General features: G+C 48.5%; 18 protein-coding genes. 13 read left to right on the top strand and 5 right to left on the bottom strand.

Features of this window, described 5'->3' with window-relative positions; all coding sequences use genetic code 11:
- Nucleotides 1-45 precede the first annotated feature (45 nt).
- The 5 genes from HF569_RS00090 (at nt 46) to HF569_RS00070 (ending at nt 3964) form a co-directional block, all read left to right on the top strand.
- Nucleotides 46-714 carry a YczE/YyaS/YitT family protein gene (locus tag HF569_RS00090; RefSeq protein ID WP_211089567.1) on the top strand — a complete coding sequence of 223 codons (669 nt, stop codon included), beginning with the start codon at nt 46-48 and terminating at the stop codon, nt 712-714.
- A gap of 70 nt (nt 715-784) precedes the next feature.
- A complete protein-coding gene (locus HF569_RS00085) occupies nt 785-1237 on the top strand; it encodes a MarR family winged helix-turn-helix transcriptional regulator (protein WP_168849340.1) in 453 nt (150 codons plus the stop codon).
- Nucleotides 1238-1400: 163 nt separating this feature from the next.
- Nucleotides 1401-2144 carry an ABC transporter ATP-binding protein gene (locus HF569_RS00080; protein WP_168900849.1) on the top strand — a complete coding sequence of 248 codons (744 nt, stop codon included), beginning with the start codon at nt 1401-1403 and terminating at the stop codon, nt 2142-2144.
- Nucleotides 2122-3312: an ABC transporter permease gene (locus tag HF569_RS00075; protein WP_168900848.1), complete on the top strand. Its 1191-nt coding sequence runs from the start codon at nt 2122-2124 to the stop codon at nt 3310-3312. The genes HF569_RS00080 and HF569_RS00075 overlap by 23 nt, the downstream gene beginning before the upstream one ends.
- A 1-nt stretch (nt 3313) precedes the next feature.
- On the top strand, nt 3314-3964 hold the full coding sequence (locus tag HF569_RS00070) for a TetR/AcrR family transcriptional regulator (RefSeq protein WP_168900847.1): 651 nt from the start codon (nt 3314-3316) through the stop codon (nt 3962-3964).
- Between the two features lie 72 nt (nt 3965-4036).
- Here the strand turns inward: HF569_RS00070 and HF569_RS00065 are convergent, their stop codons facing one another.
- Nucleotides 4037-4957, bottom strand: coding sequence for a LysR family transcriptional regulator (locus tag HF569_RS00065; RefSeq protein ID WP_168900846.1), 921 nt, complete (start codon nt 4955-4957; stop codon nt 4037-4039).
- 141 nt (nt 4958-5098) lie between these two features.
- Between HF569_RS00065 and HF569_RS00060 the strand changes: the two genes are divergently transcribed.
- Nucleotides 5099-6280 (top strand): NADH-dependent flavin oxidoreductase, encoded by a 1182-nt coding sequence (locus HF569_RS00060; protein ID WP_168900845.1) that lies wholly within the window; start codon nt 5099-5101, stop codon nt 6278-6280.
- 175 nt (nt 6281-6455) lie between these two features.
- Nucleotides 6456-7784 carry a C1 family peptidase gene (locus HF569_RS00055; protein ID WP_168900844.1) on the top strand — a complete coding sequence of 443 codons (1329 nt, stop codon included), beginning with the start codon at nt 6456-6458 and terminating at the stop codon, nt 7782-7784.
- A 474-nt stretch (nt 7785-8258) separates the two neighbouring features.
- Here the strand turns inward: HF569_RS00055 and HF569_RS00050 are convergent, their stop codons facing one another.
- From HF569_RS00050 to HF569_RS00040, 3 genes are all read right to left on the bottom strand, one after another.
- Nucleotides 8259-8558 carry a transposase gene (locus HF569_RS00050; RefSeq protein WP_168900843.1) on the bottom strand — a complete coding sequence of 100 codons (300 nt, stop codon included), beginning with the start codon at nt 8556-8558 and terminating at the stop codon, nt 8259-8261.
- A gap of 74 nt (nt 8559-8632) precedes the next feature.
- Nucleotides 8633-8800: a hypothetical protein gene (locus HF569_RS00045; protein WP_168900842.1), complete on the bottom strand. Its 168-nt coding sequence runs from the start codon at nt 8798-8800 to the stop codon at nt 8633-8635.
- A gap of 69 nt (nt 8801-8869) precedes the next feature.
- Nucleotides 8870-9415, bottom strand: coding sequence for a hypothetical protein (locus HF569_RS00040; protein WP_232842514.1), 546 nt, complete (start codon nt 9413-9415; stop codon nt 8870-8872).
- Nucleotides 9416-9648: 233 nt separating this feature from the next.
- Between HF569_RS00040 and HF569_RS00035 the strand changes: the two genes are divergently transcribed.
- Entirely contained in the window at nt 9649-10476 is an 828-nt protein-coding gene (locus HF569_RS00035) for a DNA/RNA non-specific endonuclease (RefSeq protein WP_168900841.1), read from the top strand.
- A 41-nt stretch (nt 10477-10517) separates the two neighbouring features.
- Here the strand turns inward: HF569_RS00035 and HF569_RS00030 are convergent, their stop codons facing one another.
- Nucleotides 10518-10673, bottom strand: coding sequence for a hypothetical protein (locus HF569_RS00030; protein ID WP_168849330.1), 156 nt, complete (start codon nt 10671-10673; stop codon nt 10518-10520).
- Between the two features lie 109 nt (nt 10674-10782).
- Between HF569_RS00030 and cls the strand changes: the two genes are divergently transcribed.
- From cls to HF569_RS00005, 5 genes are all read left to right on the top strand, one after another.
- The gene (gene cls / locus HF569_RS00025; protein WP_168900840.1) at nt 10783-12240 is read left to right on the top strand and encodes a cardiolipin synthase; all 1458 of its coding nucleotides are present in this window, start codon (nt 10783-10785) and stop codon (nt 12238-12240) included.
- Between the two features lie 185 nt (nt 12241-12425).
- Nucleotides 12426-13331 (top strand): helix-turn-helix domain-containing protein, encoded by a 906-nt coding sequence (locus tag HF569_RS00020; RefSeq protein WP_168900839.1) that lies wholly within the window; start codon nt 12426-12428, stop codon nt 13329-13331.
- Between the two features lie 409 nt (nt 13332-13740).
- The gene (locus HF569_RS00015) at nt 13741-15225 is read left to right on the top strand and encodes an MFS transporter (RefSeq protein WP_168900838.1); all 1485 of its coding nucleotides are present in this window, start codon (nt 13741-13743) and stop codon (nt 15223-15225) included.
- Nucleotides 15226-15274: 49 nt separating this feature from the next.
- Nucleotides 15275-16933, top strand: coding sequence for a glycoside hydrolase family 43 protein (locus HF569_RS00010; protein WP_168900837.1), 1659 nt, complete (start codon nt 15275-15277; stop codon nt 16931-16933).
- Nucleotides 16934-17362: 429 nt separating this feature from the next.
- Nucleotides 17363-19195, top strand: a complete 1833-nt coding sequence (locus tag HF569_RS00005) for a DUF2207 domain-containing protein (RefSeq protein WP_168900836.1) — start codon at nt 17363-17365, stop codon at nt 19193-19195.
- The last annotated feature ends 230 nt before the right edge of the window (nt 19196-19425 follow it).

Genomic DNA, 19425 nt, shown 5'->3' with positions numbered 1-19425 from the left:
ACCCAGAGTGGCGTATTGTAGACACTATGAGAAGAAACGTAGGAGATGACAATCATTAAGAATTCGCTGAAAGAACGCTGGCTGGCGTTGATTTTAGGGTTGGTGATTAATGCTTTCGGGAGTGGTCTCACGGTGGCGGCTAATATGGGGGCCAGTCCCTGGATGGCGTCAGAGGTCAACCTGAGTGAGTGGTTGCGCGTGGAGATCGGTTGGCCGGTCTTCATTGTGAGTTGTTTGGCGGCCGTGGCGAACCAGATCTTACTGCGTCGCTGGGATGGTCGCCGCTTCTTTGGTGAAATTGGGTTTATGTTCTTTGTGAGCTTCTTGGTGAACTTTTTTACGGCGATGTTTTATCGACTGGGGATCTTACGGCTGTCGATGATCACGCGTGGCTTTCTAGCCGTGGCGGGCGTGATCATCTTTTGTATCGCGATTTCGTTGTATCAACGGGCCAATTTGGTCATGCATCCAAACGATGATACGACGAATATTTTGCGATTTATGTATTGTCACGGTAACGTGTTGCACGCGCAGCTGCTAAACTTTATCCCGCCGGTGACCATCATTGTTGTGAGCTGGCTAGTGACGCACCGGCTGTTTGCGATCAACCTGGGTACGCTCTTTGCTCTATTATTCACGGGAACGATCATCAACCTGACGGATCGATTTATTTGGCCGAGCCTACAGCATAATTTCCGGACGCAACGGGAGTAGTGGCCAGCTTGACTTTTAATGTATTTTAGAATATGCTTGCGCACGTAGTTTACGGAGAGGGGGGTGGCGCATGGTGACCACGGGAAATGATTCCGACATTGTGAAATGGCTATCAATTGCTAACCGGTATACACGGATCGCGTTGGATCGACGGCTACAACCTTATCGACTGAATGCCAGTATGTATTATTATATTTTACGGTTGCACGAGCATCCACGACTAACCCAAGACAAGCTGATCAGCTTAACCTACCTGAATCCTAGTAACGTGACCCGTGCGGTTAATCAATTGGTTAACCTGGGATATGTGCGTAAACGGCAATCGAAGACGGATCGGCGGGTCTATGAATTGTCGTTGACCAAACGCGGGGAGCGCATCTATCCGGAGATTGTCAAGTTACGGCAAGAAGTGGCAGATCGGCTGTTAACAGACATCGCCGTGGATCATGATAAATTGGTGGATCAGATTCGGCAGCTGGCGTTAACGGCAGTTGAGAATGAGACGCCCAATGTGAATGACTAACAACGAAATTGAAAAGTTTAGGGAGGTGCCTGATGGGTGCCTTCTTTTTTTGGTTGGAATGAAACCGCTGTCAAATAAGTGTTGACTTCTGGCGGGGATGGCGCTACGATGTGATTGTAAATGAGTGAGTGGACACTCACATAAAGAGTGAGGAGGAACTGATATGGTTGCAACGACAATTGATGTGCGGGACGTTGCCAAGTCCTTTGGGAGCAATCCCGTGCTAAAACAAATTAATTTACGATTGCCAGCGGGACAGATCATGGGGCTGATTGGCCCGTCCGGTGCTGGGAAGACGACGTTAGTGAAGGCGATCTTGGGCATGGAAAAGGTGGATGCCGGGACCACGACGGTGCTGGGAACGCAGATGCCTAATCGTCAGGTCATGCAGCGAATTGGGTACATGGCCCAGAGCGACGCACTTTATGAGGATTTGACAGCGCGCGAGAATATCCGTTTTTTTGCAGAGTTAATGAGCGTGCCCAAGCCACAGCTGGCGGGGGCCATTGATCACGTCGCGCAGGTGGTGAATTTGACTGATGCCTTGGATCGTCGGGTGGCCGCTTATTCTGGTGGGATGAAACGGCGCCTTTCCCTAGCGATTGCGTTGGTTCAGGATCCCGAATTGCTGATATTAGATGAGCCGACCGTGGGGATTGACCCTGAATTACGGCAACAGATCTGGGCGGAACTCTACCAACTTAAGGCTCAGGGCAAGGCAGTACTGGTCACGACTCACGTCATGGATGAAGCCGAACGGTGCGACTATCTCATGTTAATTCGAGAGGGGATTGCCCTAGCCCAGGGAACCCCGCAGCAACTGGAACAGGATTATGCGGTATCGACGATTGAACAAGTCTTTTTGAAAGCGGGGCGGCTACAAGATGAGAGTCATAGCGATCTTTAAACGCGTGTTACGCGAAATGTTACGGGATAAACGGACCTTAGCGCTGATGTTTATTGCACCATTATTTATTCTGACGTTGATGTTCTTCCTGTTCAATACGAGCTCGGATACCGTGGCGAAGATTGGCGTTAGCAACGTGGATACGACGGTGGTAAAAGCGATTAAGAATAAGCACGTCAAAATTCAGCATTACGGGACGCAGGCCACGGCTAAGGATCAGGTGCGTGAAGATAATTTAGCCGCGTTCATCAAACAACGACGGGGCAAATTAACGGTGACTTATCAGAACAGTCAACCGGGGGATTCGGCGCTGGTTCGCCAAGCGTTACAGGACGGATTGACGAAGATTAAGGTGCAGGCACTAGTGGCGGCGACGCAAACGCAGAAAAAGGCATTGCAGCAGCAGGCTAAAGTCCTTAAAACGCTGGTTGCCCAGCAACAACAGCTGGCCGCTGCTCGGGGAACTTCACAAACGGGGGCGCCAATGACCAAGTCCCAGCAGACACACGTATCGGCACCAACGAATTATCAGGTGACGAGCCATTATCTTTACGGCAGTGCGGACTCAACTTTCTTTGATACCTTCTTACCGATTCTGCTCGGATTCTTCGTCTTCTTCTTCGTGTTTTTGATCTCAGGAATTTCACTGTTGAATGAACGGACGACGGGCACGCTCACCCGGTTACTCGCGACGCCGATTCGGCGGGGTGAAATCATCACCGGGTACTTGATGGGCTACGGGCTGTTCGCGTTGATTCAGACGGTAATCACCGTGACGTTTGCGCTGACCGTCTTCCAAATTCACATGATCGGTAGCGTCTGGCTGATCTTATTGATTAATTTCCTGCTGGCCTTAGTGGCACTATCAATGGGAATCTTTGTCTCAACGTTTGCCAACTCCGAATTTCAAATGATGCAGTTCATTCCGATCTTGGTTATTCCGCAGGTCTTCTTCTCCGGATTGATTCCGGTCGATCAGATGGCCAATTGGCTACAGTGGATTGCCCACATCTTCCCGTTGTATTATGGTGGTAATGCGCTGATGAACGTGGCAACGCGGGGTGTTGGTTTGAGTGGCATTGCATTTGAACTGATCGTGCTGGTTTTATTTGCCACGTTATTTACGACACTAAACGTCGTGGGCATGAAGCGTTATCGGAGGGTCTAGTATGGCAGAAGAAATGAATATTCAATCCGCCTTTCAATCGGTCATGGCGGCGAATCAAGATATTCCACCCAAACAAAAACAAGTCTTAGCGGCTAGTCTGGCACTCTTTGCCCAGCAAGGATTTGCGAGCACGACCACTAAGCAGATTGCGGATCGTGCGGGCGTCGCGGAGGGCACCGTTTATCGGCGGTATAAAACCAAAGATGAGCTGTTAGCGGCCATTCTGGCGCCGTTTATGACAGAGGTGCTCCCACAGTTGATTAAGGAATTTGCCCAGGACGTGGTGAGCCAACCGTACCTGACACGCCATGAGATGATCGAGTCGATTGTGGTGGATCGAATGGCGTTTATCCAGAAAAATGGCGCGATTTTGCGGATCTTAATTCGCGAGATTTCAGTAAGAAAAGACTTGAGAAGTCAATTTGTTAGCCACGCGGCCCCGCTCTTGCAAGACAACCTTTTCCCAGTGCTCGATCGGCTAAAGGCCCGTGGCGAGCTGGTTGACTGGCCGGATTCACGGATTGCCCAGTTTATGATTGGGACGATGCTGACGGAACTCTTTCGGCGGTTACTATTGTCGGAAGACGATGCTGCGGCAGTTTCCGTTATCATTGAATTTTTAGAAAAGGGGTTAGCCCCAACGACCAAGTGAAGTTAAAGTGTCAGTTTAGCGCTGTAAAACCGGATGGGTTTTGCAGCGCTTTTTGGAGATTCCACGGTAACCTTAATGGTCGCGTTGCTTCGTTTGAGTCGTGGGATCAATCCTAAACAGACGTTGTGCGACTTGCAGGAAAGCCGCCATCGCGGGGGTGTTCGTCTTGCTGGTGCGATGGGCCATAATGAGCTGATAGGTCAGCAGATTGGTATTGATGGGGATGGTGCGTGCGGTCGTCGTCAGCGGTGTGGGCAGAATGGTCCAGCCGGCCCCGCGCTCAACTAGTTTTTGAATGGTGGCCAGGTTATTGAGGGTTAGCGCGGGCTGTAAGAAGAGCTGGTTAGACGCCATGAAATCACGAACGATTTCGCCTAAGACCATCTGCAAATCGCAACCGATAAAGGGTTGAGTTAGTAATGGGGTCAGCTGACTAGCGGTGTCGATACGCGTTAATGAAAAAGTATTGTTAGTCGGGATGAGCACACTGAAGGATTGGGCGTGCATGATGCGGTAGACAAAGTCACGATGGTAGGGGGATTTGGGCCCGATATAGACATCGCTTTGGTTATCGGTCACGGCCTTTTCCGCCGTCAGTGAGGGCATCTCATGAACATCGAGATGGTACTGGGGATAGTTATGGAGAAAATCCCGTCCCAACGCGGGGAGAATCTGCAGGGCCATGCTTTCAGAAAGGGCGATCGAGATGTGGCCTGATTTTGATTGTGCAAGTTCGCGCATAGTCTGGTCAAGATCGGTTAATTGGTGCTGCACCTTCTCAAGCCCCAAGAGGTACTGGGTTCCCGCGTAAGTGAGTCGCGTGGGCTTAGCAGAACGGTCGATGAGTTGGAGTCCGAGTTGCTGTTCAGTTTCCTTAACGGTCCGGCTGATATAGGGTTGAGAAACGAAGAGATGCTGGGCGGCAGCGGTAATGCTACCGAGATCGTTGACCGCTGAGAGAATTTCGGCGAGTCGGATGGTACTGGAAGTCATAGAGATCACCTCATCAGTATTATAACCATTTAGTTCTGAAAACGTTATCAGAAAAGTATTCGACTTTGTGATTCATCACACTATACTGAAAGTAGAAGCACGTTAAATCAGGATGTTTGACTACGGAAAGGTGCGTTGAAGATGACTGTCGACTATAAATTTTTGCAACCGTATACCTTTACTAACGGGGTAACCGTTAAGAATCGGGTGGTGATTCCGCCAATGACCGAAGCCTCCGCGTTTGAAGAAGGCTCCGTGACCAGTGATGAGTTGCGCTACTTCCGCCTGCATAGTGGTGGTGTGGGGATGTTTATCTCACCCGTTGCCAACGTTTCAGCGAGTGGCAAGGGTTTTGAAGGAGAGCTTGCGATTACCGACGATCGGTATTTGCCGGGCTTAACGAAGATGGCTCATGCGATGAAACAAAATGGCACGAAAGCCATCCTGCAGATTTTCCATGCTGGGCGGATGTCGAATTCACAAGTGTTGCGGGGTGAACGTCCCGTTAGCGCGAGTGCCGTCGCGGCGGAACGACCACACGCTGAGGTTCCGCGTGAGTTGACGGCCACAGAAATTGACCAGATTATTACGGATTTTGGTGAAGCCACGCGCCGGGCAATTCAGGCCGGATTCGATGGGATCGAACTCCATGGGGCCAATACTTATTTGCTGCAACAATTCTTCTCCCCACACTCCAACCGGCGGACGGACCAATGGGGCGGGGATGTCAACGGTCGGATGAGCTTTGCCTTGGCCGTCATCAAACGCTGCCATGACGTGATTGCTGAGTACGCCCAGCGCCCATTTATCATGGGATACCGGCTGTCACCGGAAGAGATTGAGACGCCGGGAATTCGGTTAGCAGATACGTTGCAACTGGTCGAGGCGTTATGCAAGCAACCCGTAGATTACTTACACATTTCGATGGGCTATGCTTGGCGGACGTCGTTGAATGATAATAATGATACAGAACCGCTGATCTTAAAGATTAAGCGGCAGGTAGCGGGCCGGTTACCGTTGATTGCGGTCGGCTCAGTTGAAAAACCAGCTGATGCGGAAAAAGTCATCGCTGCGGGAATTGATTTTGTGGCGTTAGGCCGGGAGATGTTGCGTGAGCCTAAATGGGTTCAGAAAGTCATGCGTCATGACGAAGCCGCCATCCGCTACACCATTTCCGAGCAGGACTTGGATGAGCTAGGCATTACGCCAGCCATGTGGCAGTTCTTAACCGTTCGGCTGAAGTCGGCCATGCACATTTCCAATCAACCGGATTATGATAAAGATCAATTTGATCATAAATTAGCGCCTCACGAAGGTGCCTAGACAGATAGAAGTCAGCGGTCAGGATGCTCACGTATTCTGGCCGTTTTTTGTCGCAGCGTTAACTGTGAAATCACAGTGTGTTGCGCCCACGGTGGGAAAGGGGTAGAATGAATTAAGATTAAAATATGAGAATTTAATGAGATTTATTCTTGAGGGAAAAGAGAGGCGTTAGTCTATGTCAGAATTAACGAAACACGAACTGACCGCCACGGAAACGGCGGCGCTGCAACAAGATCTCCAGCAACAGCCAGCCCATGAGGTGATTAGCCGTGCGGTGATTAAGAATGGAGTGTTGGCCGCGGCGGAAGATCCGCAGGCCACGGTCCGATTGAACCGGACTTTTTCTGTGGAGTTGGATACGGGGAAGGTCGCCAATCAGAAACACTCAGGCCGTTGCTGGTTATTTTCCACTTTGAATACCATTCGGCATCAGTTTGCGACTAAATATCACGTTAAGGACTTCGAGTTGTCGCAGAGTTATCTTTTCTTCTGGGATAAGGTCGAACGGGCCAATATTTTCTACGATAATATCTTGCGGACGGCGGACCGGCCCTTAGATGATCGTGAAGTGGCCTTTTACCTGAGTCGTCCTGGCGATGACGGCGGCCAGTGGGCAATGGGTGCCGCTTTGGTTCAGAAATATGGAGTTGTTCCGACTAGCGCCATGCCAGAATCGTTTAACACCAACGATACCACTGGTTTTGCGGCGACGTTGAACTTGAAATTAAGGAAGGATGCTCTGGCCTTACGCCAGCTGGTCGCCACCGGTGCCGGTGAAGCAAAAATTGCGGCAACGCGGGATCAGGCATTGAAGGAAGTCTATCGGATGGCTGCTTACTCCTTTGGCGAGCCACCGACTACGTTTGACTTGGAGTATAAGGATGATAATCAGCAGTACCATCGGGAAGCCGGTTTGACGCCCCAGGGCTTCTTTGAAAACTATTTTGACATTGATCTCGATGACTATGTGGTACTGTCTAATTCGCCGGACAAGCCATTTGACCGGTTGTACAGCCTACCCAGTCAGGACAATATTGTTGGCGGGAAGCACATTACCTTCCTCAACGTGCCAATGGCCGAGTTGAAGCGGACCGCGATTGCCCAGCTACAAAGTGGTGAAGCAGTTTGGTTTGGTAACGATGTTTTACAGCAGATGAGCCGTGAACGTGGCTTCTTGGACAGCCACCTTTACCGAACCGCCGATCTGTTTGGCATTGACTTGAGCTTAACGAAGGCGCAACGGCTAGCGACCGGTGAGGCGGAGGTGTCTCACGCGATGACACTGACCGGGGTGGACTTGGTTAATGGTGACCCTACGCGTTGGAAGGTCGAGAACAGTTGGGGCGAAAAGAACGGCGCCAAGGGGTACTTTGTGATGACGGACGAGTGGATGGATGATTTTGTCTATGAAGTCGTGGTTCACAAGCAATTCCTGACGGCGGATCAACGTCAAATCTTAGCGACTCAGCCGCAAGTTTTGCCTGCTTGGGATTCCCTGCAGTAGATTTAGCGAGCTAAGCATCAGTGATGATGACATGATACCAGCAGCGATTGTGAGTTTAGGACAATCGCTGCTTTTTTGCTGACAAAATTAAAAAGCCGCCCCTGGTTAGGAGGCGGCAACCGTTACGTGGTTAGGATAACGGTGTGTCATGGTTAGTGACAATTGAGGTTGGTTAAAATAGTTCTTGAGTTAAGGCTATCTTAAATCGAAAATGTGAAGAAAGTATGAAGAAAACGCACGAGTTTCAAATGGTAATGATAATTTCTGGATTAACCACCGAGAAAGCGGGTGATTTCGGCGGTTAGATAACTTTTCTCTAATCGTTTCGGTGAAATATTGACGTATTTTGGTATAAATTCAGCACACAAACGCTCGAAAAATTGTATTTATTATGGAAAGTATAACTTGTAGGTGCAATCACTAAATAAAAAAATCGCTATCCACTGCGAGGATAACGACGTATTGACTAACTGATTAATGGTGAAATGGTCCGTGATGAGGGTGATCTGCGAGCGGCCGCGGCTGACCATCGTGATGTCCGGGACGGAAACGATTGATTTGCATCTGTTTGGTCCGTTCCCGTTCAATTTGAAGTTGCTTTTTAAGTTGGCGATTTTTCCAAAAGCCGTGGGCAATCACGGTAATCGGAATAATCTCGAGCATGACCGTCGCGGGAATCAACCAAGGATTTTCATCGATCAGCTCGCTCAAGTGGCGGGCGTCCGTTTGATCCGGTGGGGTAGCAACAGTCGAGCAGTTATGTTTTAACATCATCATCACACTCCTTTAGGCCCTATCATAACTCAAAGTGACAGCGCTGTCAGCCGTTGTGTTCCACGTGAAACAAACTAACGATGACGCCAATGGCTAATGAGGTGCAGAATGCCTAACACAGCGGCGACTCCCAGGACGACGGTCTCCAACATCACGATGCCGCTGACGTGGCGCACCTGTTGGTAGAGTAAGACACCGCCGATCACCAAGAGGCCACCGCCAGCGGCAACTAGATTTTTCATACACGCTTCCTCCAACATAAAAAACGAGGCCAGTAACGGCCCCGCTTCGGATTACATGACTACCAATAATTATTGGGCAACTTTAACTAAGACGGCTTGGGTAACATCGTTGTCGATATCTCGCGCAATGTGGTAACCGGCGACCTTTAGTTTTGTAGCCTTATTAGTTCCCGTTAACGTCTTCTTGACGGTGAACTTTTGCGTCATTGGAATGTCGGATAACTTCCCTTTGAAGTTAATGACCGTGTCGTCACCCTTAGTCTTAAAGGTGGCCTTGAGGACGCCAGACTTGTTCAGTGCCTTAGCTTTTTTAGCGGCGGCATAAGTCTTGTAGAATTTGTTGACGTTGTAGACCGTCACTTTACCGTTCTTATTAAAGCGGTAAGCTTCCATTCCAGAATTACTCTTAGCATTAACAGAACCGGTGACGTACCAGAGCTTCTTTGAGTTGGTTAACGTCGACTTCACATCAGCTTTTTTAGTGGTCTTGTTCTTAAAGCTGGCTTGTTGCGTATCCCCCGATTTGCTACTCTTACTGCTGCAACCAGCTAAACCAATGGTCAAAATGGCCAGTAGGCTAAAGATGGCAGTCAGTGTCCGGGTTTTCTTCATCATCCAATCACCTCATCAAAAATGATAACAGTTTTAGAGTTCGCGTACAAATAGCGTGCTCCCTTACTCTCCTCACAGTATAGCATGCCGGTCGAATCAAAATCCGAATTCTAGCGTTAAAAAAGCGTTAAGTTCATGTGACAATGCCACCGGTAGGCAGAAAGCTGAAGACAAACACACGTTCTTTTGGTAGAATGATAATCAGAGAGTGAATGGAATTGAGAGGGGAATTGAGTATGAGTAAACGGCACTATCGCCGGGGACGGCGGGGCAGTCGCATGTCGATTTATGCCGCGATCTTACTGATCGTGATTGGTGCAGTTGGTAGCCTGGCCAGCCAGGGAAATCCAACCGCACAGCATTTAACGGCGGCAGTCAATAAAGTGGTGGGGACCTCATCAGGTAGTCACACCGCGGGTAATTCAACGGTTAGCGCACCGAAGCAATCCGTTGCGACCAAGGAGTTGGCCCAGCAAAAGTATACGGGGACCCAAATTGTGGCGGTGAATCACAACCGGCCAACGTTTACGGCGGGGCAATTGTCGACTAAGCGGGGTGCTTGGGCGACCTATGGGAACTTGGATAATCTCAATCGGGTCACCACAGCGAATGCGTTGCTCAGTAAGCGGCTGATGCCCACGGCAAAACGGGAGCCGCTCCACGTTAACCCGACCGGCTGGAAGAATAAGCCGTATACCGTCAATGGTAAGCGCGGCTATCTGTATAATCGGAGCCATTTGATCGGCTACCAGCTGACGGGGCAGAATAACAATTTGAAAAACTTGATGACGGGGACGCGATCATTGAATGATCCGGGGATGACGGCTTACGAAAATCCGGTTGCGAGTTATCTTAAGAGCCATCCCAACAACTATGTGCGTTATCAGGTGGAGCCGGTCTTTCGGGGGAACGAACTAGTGGCCCGCGGTGTTCACATGCAAGCACAATCAGTGGGTGGAAAAGGTGTTTCTTACAACGTCTACATCTTCAATATTCAATCTGGAGTTAAAATCAATTACAGCACCGGGACGAGCCAATACGGCAATCCCGCGGCGGCTTTTTAACCTAAAAGAGGATCGGGAGAAAAATTCCCAGATCCTCTTTTTTAGCGACGATTCATGTAACGGTAAATTAAGAATAGGACGAGTCCCACAATCAAGATGGTTCCGATCATCGGGTTTTCACGGAAAATCCAATGAAAAACTCGGAAGGAGTGGACGCCGTGTAAGCCGCCGAGTAGGGTAGAGAACTGTGTAAACATAGCTGACCTCCAAATAATTTATAGTCGTGGCTAGAAAAATTAAAAAAAACTAAAGACATTTAAATGAATTGGCGTATGATAAAAAAGACAGAGTAGAGGAGGGTTTCCCGTGAGCGTGAATTATATGCTGATCTTTGAAATTGTCGTGGTGATTAACGCGGCACTGGCGTTTGTCACGGTATTTCGAGAAAAGCGCGATATTGCAGCCACTTGGGCATGGATGTTAGTGTTGGTTCTGTTGCCAGTGGTTGGGTTTATCGCCTACGCTTTCATTGGACGTAAGTTGCCGAAGGGCCGGATGTTTCGATTACAACATCAAGTAGCCGTCCAGTTAAATGAACGCTTAACCCAGCAGCGTGAACAGTTGGGGACAGAAATTATGCCGGCCGACAAGATTAGTCACTCGGTCATCAATATGGTGAATATGTTTATGGAAACTGACCAGGCCTTCTTGGCCCGGCAGAACCGCGTCAAGATATTTACGGATGGTCACGACCTGTTCCATACCATGTTAGAGGATATCGAACGGGCCCATTCGAGTATTCACATTGAATTTTACACCTTTTATAACGATAAGATTGGAAATGAGATTCTAAATATACTGGTTAAGAAGGCCGCTGCTGGCGTCGAAGTGCGCGTGATCTATGATCCGTGGGGGTCAATGGGCACCTGGAAACGATTTTTCAAGCCCCTGATGGATGTTGGCGGTCACGTGGAACCCTTCCTGGGCACGCGTTCAGCCGTGATTGACTTCCGGTTAAACTTCCGGGATCACCGTAAGATTGTGACGATTGATGGTCAGGTGGGGTATGTCGGCGGTTTTAATATCGGCGACCAATACTTAGGCCGCAAGGAAAAATTCGGGTATTGGCGCGACACCCATTTGAGAATTGTGGGGTCAGGCGTCTTCTCGTTACAGGCCCGATTCATGTTGGATTGGAATGCGACGGATAAGGATCATCCTTTTAACGACCGGAAGATTGATACCCGTTACTTCCCGCTCAGTAAGGTGAAGGGCAATACCAGTCTACAGATCGTGTCTAGTGGGCCCGATTCTGACTTGCAGCAAATCAAGATGGGCTACATGCGGCTGATTCAAACTGCCGAAAAAAGCTTATGGATTCAAACGCCATACCTGATTCCAGACGACAGTGTTTTGGATTCTCTGCGGATTGCGGCGATGGCGGGAATTGACGTGCGAATTATGATTCCGGATAAACCAGATCATGCGTTTGTTTACCGGGCTACGCAGTACTATGCGCGGCAGCTCGCGGATGATGGCGTGAAGATTTATTACTACCATAACGGCTTCATTCACGCGAAGACGATTGTCGTGGACGGCCGGATTGCCTCGGTGGGCTCCGCCAATATGGATTATCGGAGTTTCAAGTTGAATTTCGAGATTAACGCCTTTATTTACGATGAAGGGATTGCGTGCCAGTTAGAGAATATCTTTGAAAAAGATATGCAGCACAGTGAGTTGATCACGCCAGAGATGTTTGACCAACAGTCGTTATATCTGAAGTTTAAGCAGACGGCCTCACGGTTACTATCACCAATTCTATAATTAGGTTCAGTAAAGAGCTTGCGGCTAATCACCGCAGGCCCTTTTTTGTTAAGAAGCGGTACGGTTGGTTGTTTATTTTTACCAACTTAGCGGTTATAATAACGGTATAGTAGTGAAGCGGTTACACTAAAATGGTCGACTGATGAGTTGGGAGAAGCCAGTGTGATGACTGAGGAGGTTTTAGCATGAAGCGCTTTGTTTCGTTACCAGTCGTGGATTCTAGCCTATATATATTTGGGGGTCATATGCGGACGGTTCCCGGCGGTTGGCAGTTCTTCGAGCAGAAGCATCAAGCCTTTGAGTTGATGTGCGTGATTGATGGCCGTCAAACGACGGAAATTAAAAATTTAGCCACCTATGATTACGGTGCCGGAGATGCTATTATTATTTCCCCCGGAACGTTGCATACTAATCAAAATAGTAGTGCAGATCAGGATATGACTTATATTTGTTTTCATTTTAACCTGGAAAACTTGGCACTGAAGTCGGAAATTATCGGAAAAGTTGCGAATACCGTCATTTCAGCCAACCAGCCAATTGCCCAATCAGCCGTGCGTACGGCTAAGCGGATGGTGGCGTATAGCGCGAGTCAGAAGTTGAGTAAGGAACAGGTTAACTTGAAGGTCCAAATTGCCGTGTTAGAGTTCTTTTATGATCTCACGGAGGAATTGCGGGATTATCGTACGCGGCGTGGGGCTAAATACACTGAAAGTGAAGCCAAGACCAGTCGGCAAATTGCGACGTTGGTTAAGGAACAGATCGAGCAGGATGAAGTGATTAACTTTACCTTTGGTGATGTTTGCCAGAAGATTGGCATTAGCAGTGGTTACGGCCACCGGACGTTTAAGAAAGTCTATGGTGTAACGCCCTTGCACTACATTGAAAGTCAAAAATATAATAAAGCAAAGATGTTACTAGGCTCGCCGGAACATTCAATTGAGGACGTGGCAGATTTGATGGGGGCCAGTAGTGTCTCCAATTTCAGCAAGCAATTTAAGAAGTGGTCGGGGACGACGCCTAGTAAATATCAGCGACAGATGAAACAGAAGCGGCGGGTGCGCACCGTCAAGGAAGGCGGCTACTTCGAGTAGTTTAACGTGCACAAAGCGACAGTTTGGCTCGGTAAAAGGTTAATTTACCGGGCTTTTATTTTGTGGCGGAGGTCACAATTTAACTAAAAACAGTCATGAAATAAGATAGCGTTTGTAACTGAAAGCGATTACAATGCAGTTGTAGTTAGCTAACGAAATAAAACAGCAGGTTAGCGTTTGGCCATGCTAATCTTGTTGCACTTACGCTTTGTAAGAGGTGTAGGGCAGTCAACCTGCCGCTGGGTAAGTTGGTTGAGATGTTTGGATAATTGTTGGATTCAGCAATCTTTTACCTACCTTGGTTGGTTGCTTCTACCAACCAGATGACATATTTTAGCGGACGCCCTGGTAAATCAAATTGACTTACCAAGACGTTACAAACTTTTTCCTTCGAAAGGAGTTTTCGCATATGGCCTCAAATAGTCAGGCTGATGCCGCAAAGACTCAAGACAATACCAATGACGAATTCGCCAAGCTTTCTTGGCGTGAGCGAATTAGTTATGGTGCCGGGGATTTAGCTCAAAACTTAATCTTTGGGACGATTGGGTCAATGTTACTTTTCTACTTAACCACTGTGTACGGAATTTCTGCCGCAGTTGGTGCCACGATTTTCTTAATTGTTCGTTGGGTCAACGTATTCTGGGATCCATGGGTTGGTGCCTTCGTTGATAAGCACAACTTCAAGTCCGGGAAATACCGGCCATACTTGGTCTACTGTGGTATTCCAATGACCATCTTCGCCGCAATGCTCTTCTTGCCAATTGACGCAGTTCGGGGCAGTGTTATGTATGCCTTCATCGCTTACCTGGCAACGGCGTTGATTTACTCCTTCGTTAACATCCCTTACGGGGCACTGAACGCCTCATTGACGCGGGATAACGATGAAGTTTCTACGTTAACGACTGTCCGGATGACGGAAGCTAATATTGGTAACTTATTGGTTTACACATTCTTGCCATTATTCGTGCAAATGGCTTCGCCTAACCCACAGTCAAAGGATATCGGGTTCTTCGGTATTCACATGAACTTAGGGGATTACACATCACCTAAGGCTGGGAAGGCTTACTTCCTGGTTATGGGAATCTACATGATCATCGGGTTTATTATGTTGATGTGCACCTACTTCGGGATTAAGGAACGGGTCTTACCTACTGAAAAGGAATCCGCTGCCGTTAAGTATTCCGACTTGTGGTATGAATTTAAGCAAAACAAGCCTCTGCAAGTGTTAGGTTCCTTCTTCTTGATTGGTTTTACGTTCATGTTCTTCGGGAACACCGTATGGCCATTCTACATGCAATACAACATCGGTCACTCCGAATGGATGGCTTCCATTAACTTGGTTGGTTCCATTCCTGGTATCTTCTTAGTCTTCTTATGGCCAATTATCCGTAAGAAGATTGGGAAACGTCAATTCTTCTACGCTTTCTTGGCACTGTTTATTGTCGGGACGTTAGTTCTCTGGGTATGGTCAATGCCATCCTTCAAGAACGCCACTGCCCTCGGTTACATTGGTCGTTTCTTACAACAATGGGGGATCACTGCTGCTACTGGTTACATGTGGTCATTGGTTCCAGAAGTTGTTTCTTACGGCGAATACAAGTCCAAGAAGCGGGTTGCTGGGATCATCAACGCCATCATGGGTCTGTTCTTCAAGATCGGGTTGGCTCTTGGTGGGATCATCCCTGGTTACATCAACGCCTTCTTCAAGTTTGACGGTTCCAAGCCAACTCAAAGTGCTGGTGCCTTAATGGGGATTCAATGGTCCATGATTTGGTTACCAATCGTCTTAGCACTGGTTGCGATGTGGATTATGAGTAAGTACACTCTGTCAGATGAAGATGTTAAGAAGATGAACGAAGAGTTGAACGCTGAACGGAAGGCTCACGAAGTTTAGGCTGCTCACTTTAGTTAACTGATTTTGTTAAGGAAAGGAAGATTCTTTTATGAAGATTCAAAACCCCGTTTTACCTGGTTTTAACGCGGATCCTAGCATGATTCGGGTTGACGACACGTACTACATTGCCAACTCCACGTTTGAATGGTTCCCAGGCGTCCGTCTGCATGAATCTAAGGATATGGTTCACTGGAATTTGTTGCCATCACCATTATCAACAACTAAATTGCTTGATATGGTCGGGAACCCCGCTTCTGGTGGGATTTGGGCACCAGATTTGAGTTACGCAGATGGCAAGTTCTGGTTGATCTACACCGATGTTAAGATCACCGATGGTCCTTTCAAGGACATGACCAACTACTTGACGACGGCAACGGATATTCGTGGCCCATGGACTGATCCAATCCGGGTTAATGGTGTTGGGTTCGATGCTTCCTTGTTCCATGACGATGATGGTCGGAAGTACTTGGTTCAACAAACCTGGGATCACCGTGAATATCACCACCCATTTGACGGAATCACCTTAACTGAATTTGACACGTCAACGATGCAACTCAAGCCAGAAACGGCCCGGAATATTTACAATGGGACGGACGTTAAACTGGTTGAAGGGCCACACTTGTACAAGATCAATGGGTACTACTACCTGTTCGCTGCACAGGGTGGGACCGTCTTTACCCACCAAGAAGTTGTGGCACGTTCTAAGACCCTTGATAAGCTGTCCTTTGAAAGTGAACCAGATGGCCCATTCATCACCAACATGGATACACCAGACTTCTACTTGCAAAAGCAAGGCCACGGTGCCTTGGTAAACACGCCAGGTGGCGAATGGTACTACGCTTCATTGGTATCGCGTCCTTGGAACCATAAGAACGAATCTGCTTATGACCCACGTGGTTGGAGCACACTTGGTCGTGAAACGTCTATTCAAAAGGTTGAATGGGACGACGCTGGCTGGCCACGGGTTGTTGGCGGTCATGGTGGTCAAGTTGAGGTTGAAGCCCCTAAGGATGCTATCTTGACGAAGGCCCCTAAGGATCACTCACAACACGATGAATTCGACAAGTCAGAACTCGACTTGAACTGGAACACCTTGCGGCAACCATTCACTGACAAGTTAGGAACGGTTGGCAATGGCGAATTGAAGCTGGTCGGGAACCAATCCTTATCCAGCACCTTCGATGTTTCCTTCTTAGCACGTCGTTGGCAAGCCTTCAACTTTGATGCTGAAACCAAAGTTAAGTTTGATCCATTCACGTATCAACAAATGGCTGGTTTGGCTAACTTCTACAATGACAAGCACTACTCCTCAATCTTCATTACTTGGGATGAGAAGAAGGGTCACGTCATCGAAGTTGCCCAAAATGACAACAACAACTACACGTCTTACCTGAAGGATGACGCCATTGCTATTCCAGAAGGAACAGAATACGTTTGGTTCCGGACGAAGGTTCGTAAGCAATCTTACACTTACGAATACTCATTCGATGGCAAGAAGTGGGAAACGGTCCCAGTTGAACTGGATGCCGCAATTCTCTCTGACGATTACGTTCTGCAAACCTCTGGTGGCTTCTTCACGGGTGCATTTGTTGGTCTATACGCTGTTGACTATGCCGGTTACGGTCAAGTCGCAACGTTCGACCACTTCGATTACCAAGAACTCCCAGATAAGGTGGATGCCGAAAGTAAGTTAGTTTCTGAAAGCTAATTAGTTGGCAGCTCACCTAGGTGGGTGTATGATGATGGCGCTGAGAAAGAGAGTCGCTGAGCTGGATTGAGGCTGCATAGCAGTCGGATTGGTGGCTCCTGATTGGCGCTAGCAACAGAAGAAGTATGTGAATATGTAGTGAAAGTCCTATCGAGAAATCGGTTGGGCTTTTTCTTTGTGGTTGATCGCAGGGGGTAGTTTTGACTTTACAGGAGTTGCTGGCGGATAGCGAGGATCTTGACCGGCTTTCGTTTTGCCCCATTAGTAGTCACTTGAGCTGATAGATGATGGGTTAAAATGAAAGCGAGCGCTTAGTTTAGGTTCTGAGCGGTTCATCTGTTAAGCTGAGAGCAGCGTATTTAATGGAACTAGGAGTTGGGCCGCTCCAACGCCTATGCTAAAATGTGGGTAGTGAGAAGGGGTGGTCGGATGGTACGACGGGAATACATAACATTAATGTTGGGCTTTATCGTGGGTCTATTCGGGTGGGGGATTGGTCAGCCGGTTCGTGCCAGTGCAGACTATACGATTTCACCCTATCGGATGGCGATTCAGGTTCAGCGTGATGGCAACGCTGATGTGACGCAGACGATGACGTATCACTTTGATGATGATTATCATGGTGTCTTTAACGTTCAGGATATTCACGGCATCCAAGGTGGTCGGTTGACAGGTGTTAAGTATCAGGTTAACCATGGCCTTATTATGCCGGGGCGAAAGTCAGCTGACGAAATGGATGGCGATTATGAAGTCAGTCAAAATAAGCAGCGGATTAAAGTTAAACTGTATCAAGAAATTAGTTCGGGCGATCAGTTAAAGGTCACCTACCACTTCCGTTTGCGTGGGGTGGTGACGAACTACCGAGATACCGCCGAATTGAATTGGAAAGTGATTGGTGCTGGGTGGGATGAACCGCTCAAAAATGTGCGGGTTACGATTCAGCTGCCCCAAAAGCCGGTCACAAAGTTGCAGGCGTGGACGCACGGGCCACTTTCAGGACAGACTAAAGTCGATCGGCAACAAGGAAAAGTGACGATGACGGTTGATCGTAACTTGGCGAATTCGTTTATTGAAAGTCACATGCTGTTCCCTACAACGGTTACGGCAACTAATTCGAATAAGGTGGACAAGAACCACCTAGCAGCGGCGCAAAAGCAAGAGGCCCAGTTGGCGCGAGCAGCTAATCGGAAGCGACAGCGGAATCGGTGGTTGCGGTGGGGCGGCTTTGGGCTCCTCTTAGCCTTACTGGCAGGGTTTAGTTTCCGCTCGTGGCGCTGGTATCACCGCCACCCGGCCAATCGCTACGTCCATCCCACCCCGATTAACCATTCCTTCGAGGTGCCTAGCGTCCCACCGGCATTGGCGCAATCGTTAGTGGATGGTACCTCGCCCAATGCGAATGCCCTCGCAGGTGAGATCCTAGTGGCGGCGGCTAACCGAGAGATTACGTTGGAATCGATCAAAGTGGGACGGAAAGCCACGGTTAAACTGACTAAAATTGGGGAGACAACCAATAGTTTTCTCGAAAAATGTTTTGCCGAAGTGGGCAGTAACGATAGTTTTACGCTGCTTGAATTGAAAAAATTCGGTAAGAAAGATGACACCGGACGACTGAATGGGTGGTTTACGACGTGGCAACAGCCCACGGATGAAGCGGCAGATGCCTACTACGATAAGGATAATCTAAAATTGCGGACCCGGTTATACGGGACGGTAATGGGATTAAGCACGTTGATCTTTCTCACGACCGCGGCAAGTTGGTTGCTGGGGATGACGGTGGGTAAGATTTGTACGGTCATCGGCGTCGTGGGTTTACTGACGTTTTGGGTATTGAGTCGGCGATTCAGCCGACGAATCGATCGGCATAATACTAAGGGGCTGAATCAAGTCAATGAACTGAAAGGCTTCCGCCGAATGTTGCAAGATATTGGGCATTTCAATACGGCAGAAATTGGCGATTTAATCTTGTGGGAACAGATCTTGCCGTATGCCGCGGCATTTGGGTTGGCACAAAAGGTCGCCGATAAATTAGCCGTCGACTTTGATACGGCCGACTTAGACACAAGCCTAGTGGTCTTCTATCCACTGTTTTATGGGTCTAACATTGGGCTGCCTTTAGGCGATGCCTTGGGCGATAGTTTATCGACGGCGTTACACGCTTCTGACACCAGCAGTAGCAGCTCCATCTCTGGTGGATCTGGTGGGTTCTCTGGCGGGAGCTCCGGTGGCTTTGGCGGCGGTTCCGGCGGTGGGGCCTTTTAGACCACCACGGCTGACAGATCCGTTAGCAGTCTTGTACGAGTAACAAAAATCCTCTGAGAATCACCAATAGTGGCGACTCTCAGAGGATTTTTAAGACTATTTGGTAAAATCAATCTTTACCTGAATTATTCACCAGAAACTCCAAAATCCCCATCAAACACATGATTCAAGTGCTTGATGGGAATTTTACGTTTTCACCTTTTAAGTGCAGAAAAAGAGCCTCAGCTCTG

It is taken from the genome of Levilactobacillus tujiorum, from assembly GCF_012641185.1.
GTDB classification, from domain to species: Bacteria; Bacillota; Bacilli; order Lactobacillales; family Lactobacillaceae; genus Levilactobacillus; species Levilactobacillus tujiorum.
The sequence above is the reverse complement of the archived record's forward strand: the minus strand, read 5'-3'. Positions and strand labels throughout refer to the sequence as shown.

Excerpts from the sequence above, each read along its gene's own strand:
- HF569_RS00090 (WP_211089567.1), top strand. The coding sequence starts at position 46 with ATGACAATCATTAAGAATTCGCTGAAAGAACGCTGGCTGGCGTTGATT.
- HF569_RS00085 (WP_168849340.1), top strand. The coding sequence starts at position 785 with ATGGTGACCACGGGAAATGATTCCGACATTGTGAAATGGCTATCAATT.
- HF569_RS00080 (WP_168900849.1), top strand. The coding sequence starts at position 1,401 with ATGGTTGCAACGACAATTGATGTGCGGGACGTTGCCAAGTCCTTTGGG.
- HF569_RS00075 (WP_168900848.1), top strand. The coding sequence starts at position 2,122 with ATGAGAGTCATAGCGATCTTTAAACGCGTGTTACGCGAAATGTTACGG.
- HF569_RS00070 (WP_168900847.1), top strand. The coding sequence starts at position 3,314 with ATGGCAGAAGAAATGAATATTCAATCCGCCTTTCAATCGGTCATGGCG.
- HF569_RS00065 (WP_168900846.1), bottom strand. The coding sequence starts at position 4,957 with ATGACTTCCAGTACCATCCGACTCGCCGAAATTCTCTCAGCGGTCAAC.
- HF569_RS00060 (WP_168900845.1), top strand. The coding sequence starts at position 5,099 with ATGACTGTCGACTATAAATTTTTGCAACCGTATACCTTTACTAACGGG.
- HF569_RS00055 (WP_168900844.1), top strand. The coding sequence starts at position 6,456 with ATGTCAGAATTAACGAAACACGAACTGACCGCCACGGAAACGGCGGCG.
- HF569_RS00050 (WP_168900843.1), bottom strand. The coding sequence starts at position 8,558 with ATGATGTTAAAACATAACTGCTCGACTGTTGCTACCCCACCGGATCAA.
- HF569_RS00045 (WP_168900842.1), bottom strand. The coding sequence starts at position 8,800 with ATGAAAAATCTAGTTGCCGCTGGCGGTGGCCTCTTGGTGATCGGCGGT.
- HF569_RS00040 (WP_232842514.1), bottom strand. The coding sequence starts at position 9,415 with ATGATGAAGAAAACCCGGACACTGACTGCCATCTTTAGCCTACTGGCC.
- HF569_RS00035 (WP_168900841.1), top strand. The coding sequence starts at position 9,649 with ATGAGTAAACGGCACTATCGCCGGGGACGGCGGGGCAGTCGCATGTCG.
- HF569_RS00030 (WP_168849330.1), bottom strand. The coding sequence starts at position 10,673 with ATGTTTACACAGTTCTCTACCCTACTCGGCGGCTTACACGGCGTCCAC.
- HF569_RS00020 (WP_168900839.1), top strand. The coding sequence starts at position 12,426 with ATGAAGCGCTTTGTTTCGTTACCAGTCGTGGATTCTAGCCTATATATA.
- HF569_RS00015 (WP_168900838.1), top strand. The coding sequence starts at position 13,741 with ATGGCCTCAAATAGTCAGGCTGATGCCGCAAAGACTCAAGACAATACC.
- HF569_RS00010 (WP_168900837.1), top strand. The coding sequence starts at position 15,275 with ATGAAGATTCAAAACCCCGTTTTACCTGGTTTTAACGCGGATCCTAGC.
- HF569_RS00005 (WP_168900836.1), top strand. The coding sequence starts at position 17,363 with ATGGTACGACGGGAATACATAACATTAATGTTGGGCTTTATCGTGGGT.